We start from the raw sequence: 24,163 nt of genomic DNA, 5'->3' as shown, positions 1-24,163 counted from the left end.
TTACGCTGGGCAAGCCAGTGCAAATAAAAAAGGAGGCAATTGCCTCCTTGATTTTAGCTAACTAAATGTAGCAAGCTCGTAGTCTTTTTACCTCGGTGTTCACTTCGGTTACCGCTTTGAAGTGACGCTCTTCGGCATGATGGGGAAGGATTAGTTTCCCGTTATCAAACTCAAACTTACCAATTCCGTAAATGAAAATTCTTCCCTTGAACAATCTACTTACGTGTTTTGCAATCATGCTCGGAACATAACGCTTAAACAGTCTCATTTCTGATACCTTTCTAATTTTAATTTATTCTTTGCCTCCATGGCGGGGCATATTATAAATAGTTTGGTTTACAAAATTGTGATGCAACTAGATTAATAAACAGAACACCTAGGTTTATCGACGTTTTTCTCTAATTCTGTGGCCTTAGTTGAATTTTAATAGTGGCCATTTACGGTATAGCTAGTCATAAGTGCTGATAAAATAAGCCATTAATAACACTTACTTTCATATAGACATATGTGGGTCGAGAAAGTTCTGTTGATATAGATAAATATAGTCGATAACAGATGTAAGGGGAGGTTACTGAGCGAGATGTTGCTTCTGCGGCCTGTGAAAAGCAAAAAGCCTAGCGCATTGGCTAGGCTCTCATGTCGCTTTGGTGGTGCTTAATCTTCTAAATCGTAGGGTAGGTCCACTAAGTGCCAGTGGGCCTCATTGTCACCGGCTAGCTTAAACTGAGTATCAAATTCAATATCTTTGTTCAAGATAATCAAAGCTAGAGCGTCTGAGTTGTTATCGCTGTATTGAGCAATCGCTTCTCCTGCACCGCGCCAGTTGTCTCCAACAGCGCGTTCGAAAACGAATGGAGCAGTGCTGTTTCCCTTCCCTTGTATCAGGCGCATCACTTTTTTATTTGTTCCGCGATACTTGGCTCTAGCGACAGTTTCTTGTCCGGTATAACAGCCTTTGTCAAAGCTAATGCCATCCAATGCTTGAAGGTTGAGCATTTGAGGTATGTGGGTATTTTGCTGAGTGGCTGTCAGGCGAGGGATTCCTGCACTCACATCTAAGTAATCCCAATAACTTGACGCGACTTTTTCGGCGTCCGTTAATTGTGCGCTGAGCGAATCAACAGCACTGTCGTCAACGAGCAGGAGCCAGCGCATAGCATCCACTTTCACCGCGCTACCAAAATCAAAGTGGCGTACGTTGCCCGTCTGTTCGCCGAGTGAATCGATGAACGAGTTTGCCTTATCGCCAATAATGCCTAGGCTGACTTGCTGTGAGTTGATCTCAAGATCTACTTTAGAAAATACCGCGTATTTTTTGATTTCTTGAAGAGCGGTTTCTATGCCCGATTTGTGTTGCCATAACGCGTAACCTCCATTGTGTTGAAAGAGACGAAATAGACTCCACATTTTGCCTTTCGCATCGCAATGAGCGCCTAAGGTTGCCTCACTTGCATTCAATTGCACAACGTCACAAGTGACCTGACCTTGCAGGTAAGACTTACTCTCTTCCCCTGTTGCCGTAATCGCTTGCCAGTCGGCTAATACTGTCCATGCAAGAGAGGGGATATTTAAAGATACAGAAGGTTGCGCGCTCATAGTAATTCCTTGAACTCAGTCGTTTCATCTATGGTAATCAGAATTTCGGTTGATGTCTAAGAAAGGCGTTTTGCTTTAAGTGCTATTTTGCATAATATTAAGCAATAAGCTGTGATTGAGCTAATAGTTACCTTGCTTGACTACTGTTACACTCGACTTAAAGGAATGAGTTTATTTTGAGGTAAAACATGTATACACCGGAGCAAAAGGCGCGAATTAAATGGGCGTGTCGTCGCGGCATGTTGGAACTGGATGTGGTGATTATGCCGTTCTTTGAAGAGTGCTTTGATACGTTAACTGAGCAAGAAAAGAAAGATTTCGTGGCACTGCTTGAATGTGATGATCCGGATTTATTTACTTGGGTGATGGGGCACGGGCGCAGTGAAAACCTCGCTTTAGCGGCTATGATTGATAAAGTGGTGGCGCACAACTTAAGTAAAGTCCGCTCATAAGTTATCTTTTTGAAAAAGAAAGAAAATAGAACAAAAAGAAAGGCGCTCAATGCTAAGTATCATTGAGCGCCTTTTTAATTTTAGAGAACAGACTTGTTAGTTTGGATACGCTCTATTTGAATGATGAGGTACCAAAATTGTCGGTTTAGCTTCTTCTAGCATCTCTGGGTAATCAAGAGTGTAGTGTAAGCCACGGCTTTCTTTACGCTCCATCGCACAACGCACCATGAGATCGGCCACTTGCAGTAAGTTACGTAGCTCTAGTAGGTTGTTGGAGACTCGGAAGTTGCTGTAATAGTCGTTTACTTCTTGTTGTAATAGTTGGATACGATGCAGTGCACGCTCTAGTCGTTTATCGGTGCGCACTATTCCCATGTAATCCCACATAAACAGTCTTAGCTCGTGCCAGTTGTGTTGTAGTACCACTTCTTCATCTGAGTTACTGACCTGGCTTTCATCCCAGCAAGGCAAGTTTTCAGGCATCTGTGCATCGTCAAGTTGAGCCAAAATACTCTTGGCTGCTGACCAAGCGTACACCACACACTCTAATAATGAGTTGGATGCCATGCGGTTTGCACCATGCAAGCCGGTATAGCTAACTTCGCCAATGGCATACAGCTGATCAATATCGGTTTGTCCTTGAGGGTTCACCATCACACCACCACACGTGTAATGCGCCGCAGGAACAATTGGGATTTGCTCTTTGGTCATATCCAAACCTAAATCTTGCAGGCGTAAATGGATAGTTGGGAAGTGTTTGGTAATAAACTCGGCCGATTTATGACTGATATCTAGGTACATACAGTCAGCGCCTAAACGCTTCATTTCATAATCAATGGCGCGAGCGACGATATCACGCGGAGCCAGTTCTTCACGTGGATCAAAATCGGGCATAAAACGAGTGCCATCCGGTCGGCGCAGATAAGCGCCTTCACCACGCAATGCTTCTGTTAGTAAGAAGTTTCGCGCTTCTGGGTGGAATAGACACGTAGGGTGGAACTGATTAAATTCAAGGTTTGCTACGCGGCAACCTGCGCGCCATGCCATGGCAATGCCATCGCCAGATGATACGTCGGGGTTACTGGTGTATTGATACACTTTAGAAGCACCGCCTGTCGCAAGTACAACAAATTTTGCTGCTACTGTCTCAACGTGCTCTGAATCTCGGTTCCAAACGTAAGCGCCAACGACTTTAGTGCTGTCGCCCCCTGTTTTATCTTCAGTGATAAGATCGACTGCATTGTGACGCTCTAGCACCGTAATGTTCGGGTGGTTTAGTACGTTTTCTTGCAAAGAGGTTTGCATCGCCATACCGGTTGCATCAGCGGCATGAAGAATACGTCTGTGACTATGTCCGCCTTCACGAGTTAAGTGGTAACGAGGTTCTTCGTCGCTATCTTGAGATTCTTCTTGATCAAAAGGCACACCGCCATCGATAAGCCATTGCACACATTTCTTTGCGTTTTCAGCAATAAATTGCACTTTGTCTTTTTCACATAAGCCCGCACCAGCAATTAGTGTGTCTTCTACGTGAGACTCGACCGTGTCGGATTCATCAAAGACCGCCGCGATACCGCCTTGTGCATAGAAGGTTGCACCTTCACGACTCAAGCTTTTACTTAATACGATGACTTTCGATTTTTTTGCGACACGAAGGGCTAAAGAGAGTCCTGCAGCACCGCTACCGATAACTAATACATCACATTGATGCTGAGCGATTGAATTCATTGATCTGTTTTATCCTATTTTCTATTAGGCTCTATAGCCTTCCATTAACCACTCGTCGAACACTTTTATATCTTGTAGTTTTTACGTGTTCTTAACCCAGACGAGGACTAGGGTGCTACTATTCGACTACTAGTTGCCACGCAAAGCAATGCGTTGTATCAAGTTTTTAATCTTAGACTTAAGTTCGTTTCTAATGACCATCAAGCGTCTAGTACATCACATTTTGGACCAAGTTATAAAAAAAATATAACCAAAATGAACTTTTGTGTCTCGATTGAGTCACAATAGTGCTCTAGTAATCGATGGTGTCAATAATACATTATGTATTAATAAAACTCATATCTGAGAAGATGAGAGCTGAACATAGGAGTAAAAGCTCGAATGAACGAGCAGTTGACCGATCAGGTATTGATTGAGCGGATTCAAAATGGAGACAAACAAGCCTTTAATCTTTTGGTGATTAAATACCAAAATAAAGTGTGCAGTTTGATCTCTAGGTATGTGAATAATCAAAGTGATGTTGCTGATGTAGCCCAAGAAGCCTTTATCAAGGCGTATCGTGCGATCCCTAATTTTCGGGGTGAAAGTGCTTTTTATACTTGGCTATATCGGATTGCGGTGAATACCGCTAAAAATCATCTTGTGGCTCTAGGGCGTAGACCGCCTGCGACAGATGTCGATGCCGAAGACGCTGAATATATAGAAACTGGCAATGCGCTAAAAGAAATTTCGAACCCAGAAAACTTAGCGTTGTCCAATGAATTGAAAGAGGTGGTGTTTCACGCAATTGAAGCACTGCCTGAAGATCTAAAAACAGCAATGACGTTGCGAGAACTTGATGGCTTGAGTTATGAAGATATAGCGGCTGTTATGGAGTGTCCTGTGGGCACAGTTCGTTCGCGAATATTTAGAGCTCGAGAAGCGGTGGAGAAAAAAATGCAACCGCTTCTTCAGCGTTAGCAATTAATCACAATGGTGAAAGTAATGTCTAACAAAGAGAAAATCTCAGCGTTGATGGATGGAGAGTCGGTAGACTTGAGCTTGATCTCTGAGGTGGAACAGGAACAGGATTCTCTGCAAACGTGGCAGAACTACCATCTCATTGGTGATGTTATGCGTGGTGATGCAAAGCAAGACGTAGACTGGGATATTGCCAGTAAAGTGGCGCTGGCGCTGGAAGACGAACCCGTCCATTCAAACAATGTTCGACCTATGCTCGAAGAGCAACCCTTACCGCGTGTCGCTAAAAAAGCCCTTCCTCAATGGCTAACCCAATTTGGTCAAGTTGCTGTGGCAGCTTGCGTTTCTTTTGCGGTCATTGTGGGTGTTCAGCAGTATGGCGGCAGCGTCGATGGAAGCGGTGCTCAAGCGCCAGAAACGCTTCCTGTGTTGCAGACTATCCCTATTGCGGGTAGTGCAGAACCCGTGAGCTTAACGCGCGATTCTGTACGTGCTAAATCTGAGCCGACAAAAGTGTCCGCAAAAGATGAGCAAATGGCGGAACAACGTCGACGTATTAATACAGTATTGCAAGACTATGAGTTGCAACTTCGCCTAAATCACAGCGAAAGCCACTCTGATGTAGAAACGGATATCAAATGAAGAAATTTCTGGCCAGTGTGTGTGCGCTGCTCAGCTTAACAGCCTCTTCTTTCGCTTTAGCTGATGAAACCTCAGCTGAAGCACTCATTTACAAAATGAGTGCTGCCAGCGAAACGCTCAATTATGAGATGTCGTATGTGCTGATTCGAAAAAGCAGTATCGAGCCTTTGGTGTATCGCCAAGCGAATGATAACGACACTCGGTTTGCTCAGCTACTGTATCTAAGTGGCCCGGTACGAGAAGTGATTCGTCGTGGTGGGGAAGTCAGCTATATTGAGCCTGGTATCGACCCTTTTACTATCGCCTCCGATAAAATGGTGGCGCCGCTGATGCCAATGCTCAATATCAATCCGGATAAACTCAAAAACTATTACGATTTTGTCAAAGTAGGACGTGCACGCGAAGCGGGAGCACCCAGTGAAGTGGTGCGCGTGGTACCAAAAGATGGTCAGCGCTATTCATACATTGTGTGGATCGACGAAATGACGGCGTTGCCTTTACGTGCTGATCTTATTGATCGTGACGGTGAAATTATTGAGCAATACCGAACGGTCTCTTATTCCATTTCTGATCATCTAATTCCAATTATGAAAGGACTTGAAAAAGCGACTTTGCCCGAAGTGGTGACATTGCCAGATAGCTCTGTTGATACGATCTCTTGGAATGCAGACTGGATGCCAAAAGGCTTTATCAGTAAAAAAATGCAAAGTCATCCATTGTTTGGCTCTGATCGTATGGTCGAAAGCCAAATCTATGCAGACGGATTGTTTCAATTTTCTATTTACGTTGCCCCTGAAGATGACCAATCGCTCAAGCGTCAACTAGTGCGACAAGGCCGACGTACTCTACAAAGTGCTATTATTAATAAACATGAAGTCATTGTTGTGGGAGATATTCCTCCCCGTACGGCGCAGCGTATATTACAATCGGTGACTTTTCACTAGCTAGGTATGTAGAGCATGATGAATGCATTAGCTCAGGTGACCAAAGTGACACTGATGTCATCACCTGTAGCCCCTGAAGCGCTATTTAAAGTCGATCTGACCTGTGAACAACAGACCAGTTGCAGTGGTTGTGCGTCTAAATCAAGCTGCGCAACAGGACAGGTGAGCAAAGCCATCGGCAATAAAGAGCACGCTTGGTCAGTCATGACTTCCATCCCTGTCTCTAAAGGCGATATCGTAGAGATAGGCTTACCTGAAAAAGCGTTACTATCTGCCGCGGCATTGGTGTATTTAGTGCCGTTATTATTTTTGTTTATTGGGGCTCTTGTTGGCTCTGAAATATCAACGACATTCCTTGATGGTCATGAGTGGCTCAGTATTGTTCTGGGAGTGGCTTTTGCGTGCTTAAGTGGGGTTGTGGTTAAAGGGAAATTACAGCGTAATAACCATCAAGCAGAGCAACAAGTGACCTTAATTCGGACCTTAGGTCAAACACTAGAAGTAAAATGAAGATAGCGGCAAGCGCTGAAATTCGGTAGAATCTGCCAATCTGAGCCAAATGATGAGCAAAAACATCATTTCCCCTTTCAATTTTGTATGAGTCTAATCACACCTTACTATGAAGAACATTCGTAACTTTTCGATTATTGCCCACATTGACCACGGTAAATCCACCCTATCAGATCGTTTAATTCAAGTCTGTGGAGGTCTTAGCTCTCGTGAAATGGAGGCGCAAGTTCTTGATTCTATGGATCTTGAAAGAGAACGTGGCATCACTATTAAATCTCAAAGTGTGACCTTAGACTACGTAGCAAAAGATGGGGAAACCTATCAGCTGAACTTCATCGATACTCCAGGACACGTAGACTTCTCATACGAAGTATCTCGTTCACTTGCTGCGTGTGAAGGCGCATTGCTGGTGGTTGATGCCGGTCAGGGTGTTGAAGCGCAAACTTTGGCTAACTGTTATACCGCCATTGAAATGGATCTAGAGGTTGTGCCAATCCTAAACAAGATTGACCTTCCTGCGGCTGATCCTGAGCGTGTTTCAGAAGAAATTGAAGAAATCGTGGGTATCGACGCACTTGAAGCTGTGCGTTGTTCGGCGAAAACAGGCCTTGGCGTCGATGAAGTGTTGGAAGAGATCGTAAAAGCGATTCCAGCACCAGAAGGTGAGCCTGAAGGCCCATTACAAGCTCTGATCATCGATTCATGGTTTGATAACTACCTTGGCGTAGTGTCACTTGTGCGCATCAAAAACGGCAAGCTGAAGAAAAACGACAAAATTAAAGTGATGAGCACAGGCCAAGTATGGGGTGTGGATCGTCTTGGTATTTTTACTCCGAAACGTATTGATACGGAAGAGCTTAATACTGGCGAAGTAGGCTGGGTAGTTTGTGGTATCAAGGACATCCTTGGTGCACCAGTCGGCGATACTTTAACTCATGCTAAAGGTGGCTGTGAGACAGCACTACCTGGTTTCCAAAAAGTGAAGCCTCAGGTATACGCAGGCCTATTCCCTGTATCATCAGATGATTACGAAAACTTCCGTGATGCACTAGGTAAATTGAGCCTAAATGATGCGTCACTGTTTTATGAGCCAGAAAGCTCAGCTGCACTAGGCTTTGGTTTCCGCTGTGGCTTCTTGGGTATGCTTCACATGGAAGTTATTCAAGAACGTCTAGAGCGTGAATATGACCTTGACCTTATCACTACAGCGCCAACAGTAGTGTATGAAGTTGAAAAAACTAACGGCGAAGTTTTGTATGTAGATAGCCCAGCTAAGCTACCTGCAGTTAACGATTTAGAAGCTATCCGTGAGCCTATCGCACGTTGTAATATCTTAGTGCCATCGGATTACCTAGGTAACGTCATTACACTTTGTGTTGAAAAACGCGGTATCCAAGTGGATATGGTGTATCACGGAAACCAAGTTGCATTAACTTATGACTTGCCGATGGCAGAAGTGGTATTGGACTTCTTCGATCGTCTAAAATCCACCTCTCGTGGTTATGCGTCACTGGATTACAACTTCCATCGCTATGAAGAATCTAGCATGGTTCGTGTTGATGTATTGCTTAACGGTGATACTGTGGACGCACTGGCCATTATTACGCACAAAGATAACTCTCAATCTCGTGGTCGCCAATTGGTTGAGAAGATGAAAGAGTTCATTCCTCGCCAAATGTTTGATATTGCAATTCAAGCGGCGATTGGTAACCACATTATTGCTCGCTCTACCGTTAAGCAGTTACGTAAAAATGTAATAGCAAAATGTTATGGTGGTGATGTGAGTCGTAAGAAGAAGCTGTTGAAGAAGCAGAAAGAAGGTAAAAAGCGTATGAAGCAAATCGGTAACGTTGAGCTTCCGCAAGAGGCTTTCCTAGCTATTCTTCATGTAGGCAAAGATTAACCATTTCATAATGGTTAGACAGTAATTGCAAAGTGAAAGGGTTAATGACCCTTTCACTTTCGTTGTTTTAGATACATATAAATTTTAAGGGATTTCAATGGCTAATACGTTCTCACTAATCCTAGTCATAGTGACTTTGGTTACGGGTATTGTCTATGCTTTAGAGAAGCTGGTTTGGGCTAAAAAACGAGCGGCTAAAGTGGCTGACGTTGAAGCGCAAACCAATGGTTTAGATGAAGCAACTAAGGCAAAAGTAGAAAACCAACCGTGGTGGGTAGAAAACAGTGTTTCTATCTTCCCAGTGATTGCCTTTGTATTGATCTTGCGTTCATTTATTTACGAACCATTTCAAATCCCATCAGGCTCTATGATGCCGACGTTGTTAGTGGGGGATTTCATTGTTGTAGAGAAGTTCTCTTACGGCCTGAAAGATCCAGTATGGCGCACACAGTTGGTCGAAACTGGTAAGCCAAAGCGTGGTGATATTGCGGTATTTAAATTCCCACCTCAGCCAAACATCGACTACATTAAACGAGTAATTGGCTTACCGGGTGATACCATTCGCTATACTCAAGAGAAGAAGCTTTGTATCAAACCAAGTGGTGAGAAGCAGTGTAAACCAGTGCCTCTAACTGACTATACGGAAAGCGAGTTTGTACAAAATAACGTCCCATTGATTCGTCTTAACGAAACAATGGGTGAACACCATCACCAAGTATTGGTGAACCCTCTACGTCAAGATAACGTATCAGCTTATCAGCCTAGACCGGGTGTTCGAGAGTGGATTGTGCCAGAAGGGCATTATTTCATGATGGGTGACAACCGAGATAACAGCGCTGATAGCCGTTATTGGGGGTTTGTGCCAGAAGCCAATTTAGTTGGTAAAGCAGTTGGGATTTGGATGAGTTTTGAGTTTGATCGTGACAGCGATAGCTTCTTACCTTCATGGATTCCAACCGGTATTCGTTTGAACCGCATTGGCGGTATAGAGTAATCAGAGAGTATGAATTCTGAATTAAGCAGATTAGAAAAATGCATTGGTTATCAGTTTAACGACATTAATAACCTACATTTGGCGCTGACACACCGCAGCGCCAATGGCAAACATAATGAGCGACTAGAGTTTCTGGGCGATTCAATTTTAAGTTTTGTCATCACTGATGATTTGTACCATCGTTTTCCTAAGGTAAACGAAGGTGATATGAGTCGAATGCGAGCGACCTTAGTAAGAGGGAAAACTCTTGCTGAATTAGCCCGTGAATTTCAACTCGGAGACTACTTAAAATTAGGTCCAGGTGAATTGAAAAGTGGCGGTTTCCGTCGTGATTCAATACTTGCCGATGCCGTCGAGGCCATTATTGGTTCTGTATACCTAGACAGCGGTACTGAAACCGTTCGCACTATGGTATTGGGATGGTATATGAGCCGTCTTGAGGCTATTCAGCCTGGCGTATCGCAAAAAGATCCTAAGACACGTCTACAGGAATTCTTACAGGGGCGTCGTAAGCCTCTACCGACTTATGAAGTGATCAAGATAAAAGGTGAGGCTCATAACCAAGAGTTCACCGTTGATTGCATTGTTTCAGGTGTAGAAAAACCATTCACTGGCAAAGGAACAAGTCGCCGTAAAGCTGAGCAAGCGGCTGCCGAACTTGCGTTGGAGAAACTGACAAATGTCTAATCACGATCAACCAGAAGACCAAGCAGAAGATCAAGGCATTGATCTGGATGCGTACTTTGCCTCAAATAATCAGAGCGAAGCCACCTCAACGGAAAACCAACACTGTGGCTTTATTGCCATTGTGGGTCGACCTAACGTAGGTAAATCAACGCTACTGAACCATATTCTTGGGCAAAAGATTTCAATTACGTCACGCAAGCCACAAACCACACGTCACCGTATTATGGGTGTGGATACTGACGGTGATTATCAAGCGATTTTCGTGGATACCCCAGGGTTACACATTGAAGAAAAACGCGCGATTAACCGTTTGATGAACCGTGCTGCAAACAGTTCTTTAAGTGATGTTAACTTGGTGTTCTTCTTGGTTGATGGCACCCATTGGACTGCTGACGATGACATGGTTCTCAACAAGTTGAAAGCCGCCAATTTCCCAGTTGTACTGTGTGTGAACAAAGTTGATAAGGTTCAAGACCGCAACCTTGTAATGCAACACATGCAAGAAATGACGGAAAAAATGGACTTTGTTGATATCGTTCCTATTTCTGCCAAGTTGGGTAAGAACACTGATGTACTGCGTAAGCACGTGCGTGACTTCTTGCCTAAAGCAACGCATCACTTCCCTGAAGAGTATGTCACAGACCGTTCACAGCGCTTTATGGCGTCTGAGATCGTACGTGAGAAGCTCATGCGTTTCACCGGTGATGAATTACCTTATTCAGTGACAGTTGAAGTGGAACGCTTTGACTACAATCCTGATAACGATGGTTTCCATATTAATGCCCTTATCTTAGTTGAGAGAAGTGGCCAGAAGAAGATGGTGATCGGCAAGGGTGGTGAGAAAATCAAAACCATCGGTCGTGAAGCTCGACTGGATATGGAAGAGTTGTTTGGTCGCAAGGTCTACCTTGAAACTTGGGTCAAAGTTAAGTCGGGTTGGGCTGATGATGAGCGTGCACTTCGTTCATTAGGCTATATGGACGACCTATAAAAACACATCCTAAAACTCCACCGCCTTGGTGGAGTTTTTTATAGTATCTATTTATGTCGGTAATTGACGGATTCCAGCGCTGTTTTGTATTGCATCGCCGTCCCTATACAGAATCGAGTTTGATCTTAGATGTTTTCTCTGAAGAGTTTGGTCGAGTCACGATCCTCAGTAAGGGAGGCAGAAGCAAACGCTCGCCTTTAAAAGGGGCATTACAACCCTTTACACCACTATTGTTAAAATGGTCTGGTGGCGGATCAATGAAAACACTGCGACAGGCTGAGCCCATTAGCCTCGGTTTACCTTTGAGCGGAGTGAGCCTTTACTCTGCCATGTATATCAATGAAATTCTTGCCCGTGTTATCGCACAAGAAGTACCGTACCCTGAACTGTTTATAGATTATCTGCACGCTTTAACCGAGCTTGCCCAGTCGGATAACCCTGAGCCTGCTTTGCGCCGCTTTGAGTTAGCGTTATTGAACGCGCTTGGTTACGGTGTGGACTTTTTACACTGTACAGGCTCTGGGATGCCAGTGGAGCCTCAGATGACCTATCGATATCGAGAACAGCAAGGCTTTATTGCTTCCGTACGAAAAGACAACCTCACTTTTAAGGGAGAAGAGCTTATCGCATTAAGCGAAAGGCGTTTTATCTCAAAATCACAATTGAGCGCGGCAAAGCGCTTTACACGTATGGCCTTGAAGCCTTATCTTGGCGGAAGACCAATAAAAAGCCGGGAATTATTCATGCCCCGAACACGGAGTATCAAAAAATGAATCCAATTTTACTTGGGGTCAACATTGACCACATTGCAACTTTACGAAATGCGCGTGGCACAAAATACCCAGACCCAGTTCATGCCGCTGATATTGCAGAGCGTGCGGGTGCGGATGGCATTACCGTTCATCTAAGAGAAGACCGTCGTCACATCAAAGACAGAGACGTACGTTTACTTGCAGAAACCTTGCAAACACGTATGAATTTAGAGATGGCAGTGACCGATGAAATGGTTGAAATTGCCTTACAAACAAAGCCTGAGTTTGTTTGTCTTGTGCCGGAAAAACGTGAAGAGCTAACGACTGAAGGCGGATTAGACGTTGTGGGTCAGTTGGATAAAATTACAGCTGCAACCAAAACGCTTACTGACGCTGGAATTAAGGTTTCTCTATTTATCGATCCAAACCAAGCGCAAATTGATGCATCAAAAGCGGCTGGAGCGCCATTTGTGGAGCTGCACACTGGTCACTATGCCGATGCAGAGACAGAAGAAGAGCAACATAAAGAGCTGGCTGTGATTGCTAAAGCGGCTACTTACGCATCTGCGCAAGGCATCATTGTGAATGCGGGCCACGGCCTGACTTACCACAACGTTGCCGCTGTCGCCGCTTTACCTGAAATCTATGAGCTTAATATTGGCCACTCTATTATTGGCCGCGCCGCGTTTGAAGGATTAGATAAAGCCGTTTCAGATATGAAAGCGATTATGGATCAGGCGCGCAAGTAATGGCGATTGTTGGCTTAGGGACAGATATTGCAGAGATTGAGCGTGTAGAGAAGGCGCTCAATCGTACCGGTATAACCTTTGCGCAACGCATCTTAACTGAGTCAGAAATGGCTCAGTTTGAGACACTCAAACTAAAGGCTAAGTTTCTAGCCAAACGTTTTGCAGCAAAAGAAGCGGCATCTAAGGCATTAGGTACTGGCATTGCACAGGGTGTGTCATTTCAAGACTTTGCCATTAGTAATGATGAGTGGGGTAAACCCCAGCTACATCTCTCAGGCAAAGCACTTGAAATATCGAAACAACTGGGTGCAAAACATGTGCATCTTTCTATTTCAGATGAAAGGCACTACGCTGTCGCCACCGTCATTCTTGAACGTTAATTTAAAGGTACAAATGCGCCGTTGTTTGTACCTTTTCCATTTCATCTTGTAGCTCTAAAAGCTCTGGCTCCACATCTTCAATCGTGTCTCCTGAACGCAACATTTGCTCTAATTGAGCACAAGCTTTTTTCAGCTTAGGTACGCCACAATAACTACAACTGCCGTGCAGTTTATGAATATGATGAACAAGTTCATCTTTCGAAGACAGTTGCTCATCAATGGCTTGTTCAACCACTTGATTAACCTCTGGGATATAGTCAATCAGCATTTGTAGCATCTCTTTTGCAAGATCTTCTTTTTCGGCAGACTGAGATAATGCTGAGCGCCAGTCTATGATGACATCACTATTTGCAGACTTGGATGCAATTAGAGGAGGGATCATTGGCTCTGGGACTTCTACAGGGTGTCCACCCCAGTGGTTAAGCACTTTCAGTAATACTGGCTCTTCAATTGGCTTGGTGAGATAGTCATCCATACCCGCTTTTAACAACCGATCTCGCTCTCCACTCATCGCATGTGCCGTCACGGCAATGATAGGGGTGTCTTTATTGGTTGTGGTTTTCTTTATCGCTTGGCAAGCGGCAACGCCATCAATACCTGGCATTTGAATATCCATCAAAATTAAATCAAATTGATGGTGAGTCGCTTCATCGACAGCGGATTGTCCATTGGAACAGGTCACTACCGATTCAACATGTTCGTTGAGCAGCGCCGAGATCAATTTTAAGTTGGCAGGATTATCGTCAACGGCCATGACTTTCAATGGCAACTTATCAAGCAATATAGGTTCACGTTTATTGTACGAAGATAAACTATCGTCTTGATTTCTGAGCATGGTCTGCATGAGCTTAGTACGAGTGAGTGGCTTAATAATGCAGGACACTGAATGTTGATCCATTAAGGTTTCAGAGAGAGCAAGCTGGTTACTTGGTAAACCAATAATGACATTTGGGCAGACGGCTTTAGCCTTGCTTATAAAGTCGATAAGCTCTGTTTCACTGATGATTTCATTTACGGGCACGTTGTAGATCATATAGTCGTGCGGCGTAATGGTTTCAGGGATAGCAGAGCGATATTGGGTGGCAATATTTTCTTGGGTCAGTAGTTGCTGCAATACATTTGCCGCTTGTAAGTTCTGTTCGATAAGCAGCACTTCTTTACCGCGTATAGGACAAAGATCGGTTTGCTCCATCGGCAAATCAGTGGTATTCAGACGAATGGTAAACCAGAAGGTTGAGCCTTGGTGTAAACGACTGGTTAAACTGATTTCTCCACCCATTTGACGCACCAGTTTTTGGGTGATGACCAGCCCTAAACCTGTGCCGCCATAGCGTCTAGAGATACTGGCGTCCGCTTGACTAAAGGCTTGAAATAATTGCGCTTGTTGGCGTTCAGATATACCAATACCGGTATCTTTAACCATAAATTGAATTTCAACTTGCTCTTCTTTTTGGGTGCGTAATTCGATGCTGACATCGATGTTACCTCGTTCGGTAAACTTAATCGCATTGCCCACTAAGTTGGTTAATACTTGCTGAATACGCAATGAATCACCAACCACACCAGCAGGGATTTTAGAGTCAACTTTCAGTGTTAACTCCAACCCTTTTTCATGGGCACTTGGCGCTTGCAGATTAACCACTTCTTCCAGTGACTCTTGGAAGTCGAAAGGTATGTTTTCCAGCAGCAATTTACCCGCTTCAAGTTTTGAAAAGTCTAAAATGTCATTGATGATGCTCAATAGGTTATTGGCAGATCGTTCAATGGTTTGCAAATAGTCAGTCTGGCTATGCGAAAGATTGGTCTTGAGCATTTGGCGAGTAAAGCCAATCACCCCGTTTAATGGCGTTCTTAGCTCGTGTGACATATTAGCCAGGAATTCAGATTTCACTCTTGCGGCTTCTTGAGCGCGTTTTTTAGCGATATCCAACTCGACGTTTTGTATCTCTAACTGCTCTAGCGTTTCACGAAGATCGGAAGTGGCCTGATCAATACTGTGTTGCATCTCAATATGATATTCGGACAAGGATACCGCCATGGCATTGATACCGTTTTTCAATGAGTTCAGCTCACCGTGCATTTTTCCTTCAATACGCACATCCAGTTGTCCGCGCCGGATACGATCTACACTGTTTTTAAGGTGGGTAATCGGAGCGGTAATATCTTGCATTAACCGGTAGGCAAAGAAGGCAGAAAGCCCAACCCCTAAAAACATAACCACTAGTGCGACAACTATTTCTTGATACTGCTGTAGGCGCAGACTGGATAGGTCGAGCTCTATTGCGATGTAGCCTAGAACTTGATCCCCTTGTTTAGCGTTTGCTTGTGGAGCGACAAATTGCGCTTCGGCTATGATAGGGCTGCGGATAATTAGCCGAGTATCAATAAGCTCAACGGTGCTATGCAGAGGAATCGGCTCTGTCTTTTTAAACATTAAACTTTGAAAATTAGGATGAAAATTTGATGTCACAAATAGTTCGTGATGCGCATCGAATACTGCGATACTTCGCACTACGTCTGAACGCTTTCTATGACTGTAGCTAATGAGTTGTCTAACGGCTTCTCGATTTTGTTGCAACATGGCAAATTCACTGGCAATGGCCAGTGGTTCAACGATGTTTGTACCTGCGGTAATAAGCTGAGCCTCTAGGTCGTTGTAGCGATTCGAGGTAAAAAACAAACTCAGTAACATACCGACAATAAGAGTCGGTGCGAGAGTGAGTGTTATTACGCGGGCGCGAAGTCCATATCTTGTCATGTTTTATTAATGCGTCGGATGTGAAAAAATAAGCCGTGTAAGGCTTTCAAATTTTGTAAACTTGAACCTAAGTCTAAAGCATTGAAATTAAAATTGCTTCCTAAGAACTGAGTCAGGCTAAAAACGTAGCAAAAAGCTTGATGTAGCACCGTTAAAATTACTAGGCACCTTTATGGCTAACTTTTATAAACCGCAAAAAAATAACAATCGTACCGAAAAGCACCTCAGTTTAACGATTGAGAAATATGATAATCAGGGTGCCGGTATGGCGTATAGCCAAGGAAAGCCAGTCTTTATTCCCGGAACTATGATCGGCGAACATGTGGTATGCCAACCAATAGAAAGCAAAGCAAAATTTATTCGCGCTAAACTGATTAAGTTACTTAAAAGCAGCGATGAACGAATTGAGCCTTTTTGCTCTAAGTTTACCCAATGCGGTGGTTGCTCATTGCAACATATGCCTTATGCACAACAACTGGAAGTCAAACAACACGCCTTTAGCAAAATGATGTCTAAAGTGGCTCCAGACCAAAGCTTAGAAGCCCCTATTGTGGCTGAGAATACTCATTATCGTCGCCGAGCTCGTATCAGCCTGCTTTGGGATATTAAAAAGAATAGATTGCAGTTTGGGTTTAGGGAAGGTCAAAGCAATAACATTGTGTCGCTAGAGACTTGTCCTGTTATTGCGCCGCCTTTAGCGGAGCTCATGCCGCTCATTAAGCCTGTGTTAGAAAAAATCTCACAGCCTAAGATATTGGGCCATCTAGAGTTAGTGGAAGCAGACAACGGCAGTGTCTTGTTACTGCGCACTAGCGCCGAGCTGCGAGCCAAAGACCGTCAGTTATTGTTGCAATTTGCGGAGCAAAGAGCGCTTACGTTATACCTGCACCAAGGCAGTGCTGAGCTAGAAAAATTGTGTGGTGAATCACCGAACTGTGAAGAATCGGGCGTGGCTTTAGATTTTTTACCGACAGACTTTATTCAGGTGAATCGCTCGGTTAATCAGCAGATGGTTGCCCAAGCTATTGAATGGTTAGATGTACAAAGTAGCGATCGAGTGCTTGATCTCTTTAGTGGTATTGGTAATTTTACTTTTGCGTTGAGTAAAAAGGCATCGGCGGTTGTCGGCATTGAAGGGGTGGATGAAATGGTCTCTCGTGCGAACAATAATGCGAAGTCGTTAGGTGTGAGTAACGCCCATTTTTATCAAGCGAACCTTGCCCAGCTTACGGGCAATGAAGCGTGGGCCAAAGACAGCTTTAATAAAATACTGCTTGATCCTGCAAGAGCAGGCGCGGCCGGTGTGGTTGAACAACTGTCGCAGTTTGGCGCGACGCAAATTGTATATGTGTCTTGTAACCCTGCAACCTTAGCTCGCGACAGTGAATCTTTGCTCAAGCAGGGCTATAAAATAGTGAAAATGAAAGTGCTAGATATGTTTCCACATACCGGGCATCTTGAATCTATGGTGTTATTTGAGAAATAGCGCAAATTTCTGGGGTTTACTAAACAGAAGAACCCGGCAAAGGGTATACTGTGCTATCAGTGATAGTCAGAGTACAAGTAGAGTAATTTAGGGAAGATGTATGGTTGCGGTACGTAGTGCGCACATAAAAAAGGATGAAGAATTTAATCTCGACTCTTGGATCGAGAGCCTAAAGCAAGGGCAAAAGACAGAGAATAAACTGCGCAAGCTTTATATTGAGTGCGAAGAAATGTTAGCGCGTCATGAGCAAAAGGAACTCTTGCTGTGGCGTGGGCGTGAGATGATTGAAATTCTCATTACGTTATCTATGGATCGCGCCACCTTGCTTGCCGCTCAATTGTTTCCAGTGGTCTCCAGCGGTCTGTTTGATACCGAAGAGCTTAAAGAGCGTTATGGGCAAGAGATCATAAAGCTTATCGAAGGTGTGGAAGAGATGGCGGCTATCGGTCAGCTCAACGCTTCTTTGGAAAACAGCAGTGCTTCTTCGCAGGTGGATAATGTTCGACGTATGCTACTGGCTATGGTCGACGATTTTCGTTGTGTGGTCATTAAATTAGCTGAGCGTATTTGTAACTTACGTGAAGTGAAAAATGCACCGGACGAAGTGCGTCAAGCCGTCGCAAAAGAGTGCGCGAATATCTACGCTCCGCTGGCGAACCGTCTGGGTATCGGTCAGTTGAAGTGGGAAATCGAAGATTACGCCTTCCGCTATCAAAACCCAACGACTTACAAGAAAATAGCTAAGCAGCTTGCTGAGCGACGCATCGATCGTGAACGCTATATCGAAGAGTTTGTGACGTCGTTAAAAGACGAAATGAAGCGTACAAACATTAAAGCGGAAGTCAGTGGTCGACCAAAACATATCTTTAGCATTTGGCGAAAAATGCAAAAGAAAAAGCTGGCCTTTGATGAGCTTTTCGATGTTCGAGCGGTACGTATTATCGCGGATGAATTGCAAGATTGTTATGGTTCATTGGGCATCGTTCATACCAAATATAAGCATTTACCTAGTGAGTTTGATGACTATGTGGCAAACCCCAAGCCCAATGGTTATCAATCTATCCATACCGTGGTACTTGGCCCTGAGGGCAAGACCATTGAGGTTCAAATCCGCACTAAGCAAATGCACGAAGAGTCTGAGCTTGGCGTAGCGGCGCACTGGAAGTACAAAGAAGGTGCCTCTGGCGGACGCAGTGGTTACGATGAGAAAATCACTTGGCTACGTAAGCTACTGGATTGGCAAGAAGAGATGTCTGATTCTGGCGAAATGCTGGATGAGTTGCGCTCACAAGTGTTTGACGATCGCGTGTATGCCTTTACCCCTCGTGGTGATGTTGTCGATTTGCCTATGGGAGCAACGCCACTAGATTTTGCTTACCACATTCACTCTGAAGTTGGACACCGTTGTATAGGGACTAAAGTGGGGGGACGAATTGTTCCGTTTACCCATAAGTTAGAAATGGGGGATCAGGTTGAGATCATTACTCAAAAAGAGCCGAACCCTTCTCGTGATTGGTTAAACCCTTCTTTAGGATTTGTGCATTCAGGTCGTGCTCGCGCCAAAATAAATGCATGGTTTAGAAAACAAGGTCGTGAGAAAAACGTTGTTGCAGGTAAAGAGATTTTAGAAAATGAACTCTCTAAAATCGGTGCAAGCCTGAAAGATGCTGATGCGTCAGCGTTGAAGCGCTTTAATGTTAATTCAATCGAAGAGCTGTTTGCCGGTATTGGTAGTGGTGATTTGCGCATCAACCAAGTCATCAACTATATCAATGCGGTCGTCAATAAGCCCACAGCGGAAGAAGAAGACAAGCAAGCCCTGGCTAAATTAAAAAGCCCTGACTCCACTATGCCAGTTGAGAGCAAACCTCACAAAGACGCCGTAGTAGTGGAAGGGGTGGATAATTTGATGACTCATTTAGCTCGTTGTTGTCAGCCAATACCTGGCGATCGCATCAGTGGCTATATCACCCAAGGTCGAGGCATTTCTGTACACCGCAGTGACTGTGAGCAATTAAATGAACTGCGACTGCATGCCGCTGAGCGTATTATTGATACGGTGTGGGGGAGCGGTTTTGTGGGGTCATTTATCCTGACTTTACGCGTCGAAGCTTTAGAGCGTACTGGTCTCTTAAAAGACATCACTACGCTCATTACCAATGAGAAGCTTAAGGTTGCGAGCATGCGTTCGCGCACGGATTATAAGCGTCAGCTCTCTATCATGGATTTGGACGTGCAAGTGACGAATATCGAAATCAGCTCTCGCGTACAATCACGCATTGAGCAAATTAAAGACGTAATATCCGTTAAACGCTTGGGTTAACGTTTTTGTATCAAATAGTAAATGTACTAAGCCCCTTATTAGGGGCTTTTTTATCAATAAATTGGAAGTCCCATGTCATCTGAAACAGCAAACTCAATCCAACAACTGCTTACTATTATGGCGACGCTACGAGATCCAAAGCAAGGTTGTCCATGGGATATTAAGCAAGATTTCGATAGCATAGTGCCGCACACCATCGAAGAAACTTACGAAGTCGTGGATGCTATTCACAATAAAGACTGGGATAATCTAAAGGAAGAGTTAGGCGATCTATTGTTTCAAGTGATTTTCTATTCGCAAATGGCTAAAGAGCAAGATCTCTTTGAGTTTGGTGATGTCGTTGATGTGCTGAACGAAAAATTAGTGCGTCGTCATCCACATGTTTTTTCTGATGCTAAGTTTGCCAATGAGCAAGAAATTAATGACAACTGGGAAATCGAAAAAGCAAAAGAGAAAGCGCAGTTAGGCAATGTTGAAAAAAGTATTCTAGACTCTGTACCAAAGTCTCTGCCTGCACTGAGTCGCGCGAATAAAATTCAGAAACGATGTGCTAAACATGGCTTTGATTGGGACTGTCTTGGACCTGTGGTAGATAAGGTACATGAAGAGGTGCAAGAAGTCTTAGACGAAGCACTGCAAGTGACTGTTGAGCAAAACAAAGTTGAAGATGAGCTGGGTGATTTATTGTTTGCCACGGTCAACCTTGTCAGACACCTAAATTGCAACCCAGAAGTGGCACTGGCCAAAGCCAATAATAAGTTTGAACGTCGCTTTAAAGCCGTAGAGCAAAAAGTGACCGAACAAGGTAAGTTATTGGATGAGTGTGATCTAGAATATTTAGATTCGCTGTGGGACTTAGTGAAGCAAGATGAACGAAAGTTAAAAGGTGGAAACAAGCTGAGTTGATTTGAAGCAAAAAATTAAAAAAAGGCTTGTGATAAGTTTCACGTTGTGGCGATAAAGGGCTTCTGGTATATTTACATCCCGTCTAGAAGATATCCATTTCCCTCATTCAACCAATTTCAGGTTAAACATGACGACAAATTACATTTTTGTTACTGGCGGGGTTGTTTCCTCACTCGGTAAAGGTATTGCAGCAGCATCATTGGCTGCTATTTTAGAAGCTCGTGGTCTTAAAGTGACCATGATGAAGCTTGACCCTTACATCAACGTTGATCCGGGTACTATGAGCCCGACTCAGCATGGTGAAGTGTTTGTCACGGAAGATGGCGCTGAAACTGACCTTGACCTTGGTCACTACGAAAGATTCATTCGTACCAAGATGACCAAGCGCAACAACTTTACTGCAGGTCGTGTTTACTCAGACGTACTAGCAGCTGAACGTCGCGGTGATTACCTAGGTGCGACTATTCAGGTTATCCCTCATATCACTAACGCAATCAAAGACCGCGTAATCGTTGGCTCTAAAGGCCATGATGTCGCTATCGTTGAAGTAGGTGGTACAGTAGGTGATATCGAATCTCTACCCTTTATGGAAGCGATTCGTCAGCTGGCTGTAGAACTAGGCCGTGAACGTGCAATGTTCATGCACTTGACTCTAGTTCCTTACCTAGCCGCTGCGGGTGAAGTGAAAACTAAACCTACTCAGCACTCAGTAAAAGAGTTGCTATCAATTGGTATTCTACCAGATATTCTTGTTTGCCGTAGTGACCGCATGGTGCCTGCAAACGAGCGTAAGAAAATTGCTTTGTTCTGTAATGTACAGGAAAAAGCGGTTATCTCGATGAAAGATGTAGACTCAATCTACAAGATCCCACAACTTATCAAATCTCAAGGTCTTGATGATCTTGTTTGTACTCGTTTTGGCATTGACGCTCCAGAAGCTGATCTCTCTGAATGGGAACAAGTTATCTATGAAGAAGCGAACCCAACGGGTGAAGTGACCATTGGTATGGTAGGTAAGTACATCGAACTGCCTGACGCTTATAAGTCTGTTAACGAAGCATTAAAACATGCAGGGTTGAAAAACCGTCTTAACGTCCATATTAAGTATGTAGACTCACAAGATGTTGAAAGTAAAGGCGTTGAAGTACTAGCAGGTCTTGATGCGATTCTTGTTCCAGGTGGCTTTGGTGACCGTGGCGTAGAAGGTAAGATTCGCGCGGCACAATATGCGCGTGAAAATGAAATCCCATACCTTGGTATTTGTTTAGGTATGCAGGTTGCATTGATCGAGTTTGCAAGAAACGTTGCCAACCTTGCGGATGCACATTCAACAGAATTTAACAAAGACACTACAAATCCTGTGGTAGGCTTGATTACTGAATGGGTTGATAGCGAAGGTAAAGTTGAAGAGCGTACGGAAACTTCAGACCTTGGTGGTACAATGCGTCTTGGTTCACAGCTATGTCACCTAGAGAAAGGGACTAAAGCGTACGAGCTATACGGTAGCGCTGAAATTCATGAGCGTCATCGTCACCGCTATGAAGTGAACAACAATTTACGTCCGTTGATTGAGAAAGCTGGTCTTAAAGTATCAGGTCTATCGGCAGACAAAAAACTGGTGGAAGTAGTAGAAAACCCTGCGCACCCTTGGTTCGTAGCGGCACAATTCCACCCTGAATTCACATCGACTCCTCGCGATGGTCACCCATTGTTTGCAGGTTTCGTTAAAGCGGCGGGTCAATACCATCGCGGTGAATTCGAAAAGTAAGAAAGGATGCAAGGGGTGTTGAGCGGATTTTTATAGCACCCCTTTAAAATTGACATTTTTTTGATTATAAGAGGAAACATTTAATGTCTAAGATCGTTAAAGTTCTAGGTCGTGAAATTATCGACTCACGTGGTAACCCAACAGTAGAAGCTGAAGTTCACCTTGAAGGCGGTTTCGTAGGTATGGCTGCTGCTCCATCTGGCGCATCTACTGGTTCTCGTGAAGCTCTTGAGTTACGTGACGGCGACAAGTCTCGTTTCCTAGGTAAAGGCGTACTTAAAGCTCTTTCTGCTGTAAACGGCGACATTGCTAATGCTCTAATCGGCAAAGACGCAAAAGACCAAGCTGCTATCGACCAAGTAATGATCGACCTAGATGGTACTGAAAACAAATCTAAGTTCGGTGCAAACGCTATCCTAGCAGTATCTCTAGCGAACGCTAAAGCAGCTGCAGCTGCAAAAGGCATGCCTTTGTTCGAGCACATCGCTGAACTAAACGGCACTCCTGGCGTATTCTCTATGCCTCTACCAATGATGAACATCATCAACGGTGGCGAGCACGCTGATAACAACGTTGATATCCAAGAGTTCATGATTCAACCTGTTGGCGCTAAAACTCTTAAAGAAGCACTACGCATCGGTGCTGAAGTATTCCACAACCTAGCTAAAGTACTTAAGTCTAAAGGCCTTAACACTGCAGTTGGTGATGAAGGTGGTTTCGCTCCAAACCTTGAGTCTAACGCTGCTGCTCTAGCTGCAATCAAAGAAGCTGTAGAAGCTGCTGGTTACGTGCTAGGTAAAGACGTTACTCTTGCTATGGACTGTGCTGCTTCTGAGTTCTTCGACAAAGAAACTGGCAAGTACAACATGAAAGGCGAAGGCAAAATCTTCACTTCTGAAGAATTTAACTTCTACCTACAAGACCTTGCTAACCAATACCCAATCGTTTCTATCGAAGACGGTCTTGACGAGTCTGATTGGGCTGGCTTCAAGCACCAAACAGAACTACTAGGTGACAAACTTCAACTAGTAGGTGACGATCTATTCGTTACAAACACTAAGATCCTTGAGCGCGGTATCAAAGAAGGTATCACTAACTCAATCCTAATCAAGTTCAACCAAATCGGTTCACTTACAGAGACTCTAGCTGCAATCAAGATGGCTAAAGATGCTGGTTTCACAGCAGTTATCTCTCACCGTTCTGGCGAAACTGAAGATGCAACTATCGCTGATCTAGCGGTAGGTACTGCTGCAGGCCAAATCAAAACTGGTTCTATGAGCCGTTCTGACCGTGTTGCTAAGTACAACCAACTTATCCGTATCGAAGAAGCACTAGGTGAACGTGCTCCTTTCAACGGTCTTAAAGAAGTTAAAGGCCAATAATTAACTGACTTATTGCGGTAACTGAGTCATCAGATTGCTGCAATAATAATGTTGAATTATATGCATATACTTTTAAACACCTCGCGTTAGCGGGGTGTTTTTTTTTGTATTTTTCGCATCATTGGCGTATTTTTCTCGTCATTAACCCAGATGCGTGTCGTCTATTAGCTGAATATGTTATAAATATTAATTGGCTGAGGATAATGCCAATCCAAATACGCTGTAGAGCATGTTTGCCTGTTTTAGGCAAAA

General features: G+C 44.1%; 21 protein-coding genes. 17 read left to right on the top strand and 4 right to left on the bottom strand.

The features are described 5' to 3' along the window. Positions 1-61 precede the first annotated feature (61 nt). Together VEZ01S_RS01760 and ygfZ are read right to left on the bottom strand one after the other, a co-directional pair. Positions 62-268: a DUF1107 domain-containing protein gene (locus VEZ01S_RS01760; RefSeq protein ID WP_021712297.1), complete on the bottom strand. Its 207-nt coding sequence runs from the start codon at positions 266-268 to the stop codon at positions 62-64. Between the two features lie 386 nt (positions 269-654). Beyond that, positions 655-1,596, bottom strand: coding sequence for a tRNA-modifying protein YgfZ (ygfZ, locus tag VEZ01S_RS01755; RefSeq protein WP_021712296.1), 942 nt, complete (start codon positions 1,594-1,596; stop codon positions 655-657). 188 nt (positions 1,597-1,784) lie between these two features. On the opposite strand from ygfZ, the gene VEZ01S_RS01750 reads away from it, so the two are divergent. Next, the gene (locus VEZ01S_RS01750; RefSeq protein ID WP_021712295.1) at positions 1,785-2,048 is read left to right on the top strand and encodes an FAD assembly factor SdhE; all 264 of its coding nucleotides are present in this window, start codon (positions 1,785-1,787) and stop codon (positions 2,046-2,048) included. A gap of 96 nt (positions 2,049-2,144) precedes the next feature. Here the strand turns inward: VEZ01S_RS01750 and nadB are convergent, their stop codons facing one another. Next, a complete protein-coding gene (gene nadB, locus VEZ01S_RS01745) occupies positions 2,145-3,776 on the bottom strand; it encodes an L-aspartate oxidase (protein WP_021712294.1) in 1,632 nt (543 codons plus the stop codon). A gap of 381 nt (positions 3,777-4,157) precedes the next feature. Here nadB and rpoE point away from each other — a divergent pair, with 381 nt between their 5' ends. From rpoE to acpS, 11 genes are all read left to right on the top strand, one after another. Beyond that, positions 4,158-4,736 carry an RNA polymerase sigma factor RpoE gene (rpoE, locus tag VEZ01S_RS01740; protein ID WP_021712293.1) on the top strand — a complete coding sequence of 193 codons (579 nt, stop codon included), beginning with the start codon at positions 4,158-4,160 and terminating at the stop codon, positions 4,734-4,736. 24 nt (positions 4,737-4,760) lie between these two features. Next, positions 4,761-5,378 (top strand): RseA family anti-sigma factor, encoded by a 618-nt coding sequence (locus VEZ01S_RS01735; RefSeq protein ID WP_040889914.1) that lies wholly within the window; start codon positions 4,761-4,763, stop codon positions 5,376-5,378. Continuing rightward, on the top strand, positions 5,375-6,322 hold the full coding sequence (gene rseB, locus VEZ01S_RS01730; protein ID WP_021712291.1) for a sigma-E factor regulatory protein RseB: 948 nt from the start codon (positions 5,375-5,377) through the stop codon (positions 6,320-6,322). The genes VEZ01S_RS01735 and rseB overlap by 4 nt, the downstream gene beginning before the upstream one ends. A 15-nt stretch (positions 6,323-6,337) precedes the next feature. Continuing rightward, positions 6,338-6,832 (top strand): SoxR reducing system RseC family protein, encoded by a 495-nt coding sequence (locus VEZ01S_RS01725; protein ID WP_040889912.1) that lies wholly within the window; start codon positions 6,338-6,340, stop codon positions 6,830-6,832. Between the two features lie 109 nt (positions 6,833-6,941). Beyond that, entirely contained in the window at positions 6,942-8,735 is a 1,794-nt protein-coding gene (lepA, locus tag VEZ01S_RS01720; protein WP_021712289.1) for a translation elongation factor 4, read from the top strand. Positions 8,736-8,832: 97 nt separating this feature from the next. Then, positions 8,833-9,729, top strand: coding sequence for a signal peptidase I (lepB, locus tag VEZ01S_RS01715; RefSeq protein ID WP_021712288.1), 897 nt, complete (start codon positions 8,833-8,835; stop codon positions 9,727-9,729). 9 nt (positions 9,730-9,738) lie between these two features. Next, a complete protein-coding gene (gene rnc, locus VEZ01S_RS01710) occupies positions 9,739-10,416 on the top strand; it encodes a ribonuclease III (protein ID WP_021712287.1) in 678 nt (225 codons plus the stop codon). Then, positions 10,409-11,407: a GTPase Era gene (era, locus tag VEZ01S_RS01705; RefSeq protein ID WP_021712286.1), complete on the top strand. Its 999-nt coding sequence runs from the start codon at positions 10,409-10,411 to the stop codon at positions 11,405-11,407. The genes rnc and era overlap by 8 nt, the downstream gene beginning before the upstream one ends. 53 nt (positions 11,408-11,460) lie before the next feature. Then, positions 11,461-12,180: a DNA repair protein RecO gene (recO, locus tag VEZ01S_RS01700; protein WP_021712285.1), complete on the top strand. Its 720-nt coding sequence runs from the start codon at positions 11,461-11,463 to the stop codon at positions 12,178-12,180. Continuing rightward, on the top strand, positions 12,177-12,908 hold the full coding sequence (gene pdxJ / locus VEZ01S_RS01695; protein ID WP_021712284.1) for a pyridoxine 5'-phosphate synthase: 732 nt from the start codon (positions 12,177-12,179) through the stop codon (positions 12,906-12,908). The genes recO and pdxJ overlap by 4 nt, the downstream gene beginning before the upstream one ends. Then, on the top strand, positions 12,908-13,288 hold the full coding sequence (acpS, locus tag VEZ01S_RS01690) for a holo-ACP synthase (RefSeq protein ID WP_021712283.1): 381 nt from the start codon (positions 12,908-12,910) through the stop codon (positions 13,286-13,288). The genes pdxJ and acpS overlap by 1 nt, the downstream gene beginning before the upstream one ends. A gap of 1 nt (position 13,289) precedes the next feature. On the opposite strand, the gene barA is transcribed toward acpS, so the two are convergent. Then, on the bottom strand, positions 13,290-16,046 hold the full coding sequence (gene barA, locus VEZ01S_RS01685; protein ID WP_021712282.1) for a two-component sensor histidine kinase BarA: 2,757 nt from the start codon (positions 16,044-16,046) through the stop codon (positions 13,290-13,292). Positions 16,047-16,218: 172 nt separating this feature from the next. Here barA and rlmD point away from each other — a divergent pair, with 172 nt between their 5' ends. From rlmD to eno, 5 genes are all read left to right on the top strand, one after another. Next, positions 16,219-17,532 carry a 23S rRNA (uracil(1939)-C(5))-methyltransferase RlmD gene (rlmD, locus tag VEZ01S_RS01680; protein ID WP_021712281.1) on the top strand — a complete coding sequence of 438 codons (1,314 nt, stop codon included), beginning with the start codon at positions 16,219-16,221 and terminating at the stop codon, positions 17,530-17,532. 100 nt (positions 17,533-17,632) lie between these two features. Next, the gene (relA, locus tag VEZ01S_RS01675; RefSeq protein ID WP_021712280.1) at positions 17,633-19,855 is read left to right on the top strand and encodes a GTP diphosphokinase; all 2,223 of its coding nucleotides are present in this window, start codon (positions 17,633-17,635) and stop codon (positions 19,853-19,855) included. 72 nt (positions 19,856-19,927) lie between these two features. Continuing rightward, positions 19,928-20,761 (top strand): nucleoside triphosphate pyrophosphohydrolase, encoded by an 834-nt coding sequence (gene mazG / locus VEZ01S_RS01670; RefSeq protein ID WP_021712279.1) that lies wholly within the window; start codon positions 19,928-19,930, stop codon positions 20,759-20,761. A gap of 127 nt (positions 20,762-20,888) precedes the next feature. Next, complete coding sequence (pyrG, locus tag VEZ01S_RS01665; protein WP_021712278.1) at positions 20,889-22,529, top strand: CTP synthase; 1,641 nt, start codon at positions 20,889-20,891, stop codon at positions 22,527-22,529. 83 nt (positions 22,530-22,612) lie between these two features. After that, positions 22,613-23,911 (top strand): phosphopyruvate hydratase, encoded by a 1,299-nt coding sequence (gene eno, locus VEZ01S_RS01660; RefSeq protein WP_021712277.1) that lies wholly within the window; start codon positions 22,613-22,615, stop codon positions 23,909-23,911. Positions 23,912-24,163: the final 252 nt, after the last annotated feature.

It is taken from the genome of Vibrio ezurae NBRC 102218, from assembly GCF_000467185.1.
GTDB classification, from domain to species: domain Bacteria; phylum Pseudomonadota; class Gammaproteobacteria; order Enterobacterales; family Vibrionaceae; genus Vibrio; species Vibrio ezurae.
This window is presented reverse-complemented; position numbering and strand designations above follow the sequence as displayed.

Bases quoted from the DNA above. Each gene is read 5' to 3' on its own strand.
- eno (WP_021712277.1), top strand. From the start codon at position 22,613: ATGTCTAAGATCGTTAAAGTTCTAGGTCGTGAAATTATCGACTCACGT.
- ygfZ (WP_021712296.1), bottom strand. From the start codon at position 1,596: ATGAGCGCGCAACCTTCTGTATCTTTAAATATCCCCTCTCTTGCATGG.
- VEZ01S_RS01750 (WP_021712295.1), top strand. From the start codon at position 1,785: ATGTATACACCGGAGCAAAAGGCGCGAATTAAATGGGCGTGTCGTCGC.
- barA (WP_021712282.1), bottom strand. From the start codon at position 16,046: ATGACAAGATATGGACTTCGCGCCCGCGTAATAACACTCACTCTCGCA.
- era (WP_021712286.1), top strand. From the start codon at position 10,409: ATGTCTAATCACGATCAACCAGAAGACCAAGCAGAAGATCAAGGCATT.
- lepB (WP_021712288.1), top strand. From the start codon at position 8,833: ATGGCTAATACGTTCTCACTAATCCTAGTCATAGTGACTTTGGTTACG.
- acpS (WP_021712283.1), top strand. From the start codon at position 12,908: ATGGCGATTGTTGGCTTAGGGACAGATATTGCAGAGATTGAGCGTGTA.
- mazG (WP_021712279.1), top strand. From the start codon at position 19,928: ATGTCATCTGAAACAGCAAACTCAATCCAACAACTGCTTACTATTATG.
- recO (WP_021712285.1), top strand. From the start codon at position 11,461: ATGTCGGTAATTGACGGATTCCAGCGCTGTTTTGTATTGCATCGCCGT.
- pdxJ (WP_021712284.1), top strand. From the start codon at position 12,177: ATGAATCCAATTTTACTTGGGGTCAACATTGACCACATTGCAACTTTA.
- rlmD (WP_021712281.1), top strand. From the start codon at position 16,219: ATGGCTAACTTTTATAAACCGCAAAAAAATAACAATCGTACCGAAAAG.
- lepA (WP_021712289.1), top strand. From the start codon at position 6,942: ATGAAGAACATTCGTAACTTTTCGATTATTGCCCACATTGACCACGGT.
- relA (WP_021712280.1), top strand. From the start codon at position 17,633: ATGGTTGCGGTACGTAGTGCGCACATAAAAAAGGATGAAGAATTTAAT.
- rpoE (WP_021712293.1), top strand. From the start codon at position 4,158: ATGAACGAGCAGTTGACCGATCAGGTATTGATTGAGCGGATTCAAAAT.
- nadB (WP_021712294.1), bottom strand. From the start codon at position 3,776: ATGAATTCAATCGCTCAGCATCAATGTGATGTATTAGTTATCGGTAGC.
- VEZ01S_RS01725 (WP_040889912.1), top strand. From the start codon at position 6,338: ATGATGAATGCATTAGCTCAGGTGACCAAAGTGACACTGATGTCATCA.
- pyrG (WP_021712278.1), top strand. From the start codon at position 20,889: ATGACGACAAATTACATTTTTGTTACTGGCGGGGTTGTTTCCTCACTC.
- rnc (WP_021712287.1), top strand. From the start codon at position 9,739: ATGAATTCTGAATTAAGCAGATTAGAAAAATGCATTGGTTATCAGTTT.
- rseB (WP_021712291.1), top strand. From the start codon at position 5,375: ATGAAGAAATTTCTGGCCAGTGTGTGTGCGCTGCTCAGCTTAACAGCC.
- VEZ01S_RS01735 (WP_040889914.1), top strand. From the start codon at position 4,761: ATGTCTAACAAAGAGAAAATCTCAGCGTTGATGGATGGAGAGTCGGTA.
- VEZ01S_RS01760 (WP_021712297.1), bottom strand. From the start codon at position 268: ATGAGACTGTTTAAGCGTTATGTTCCGAGCATGATTGCAAAACACGTA.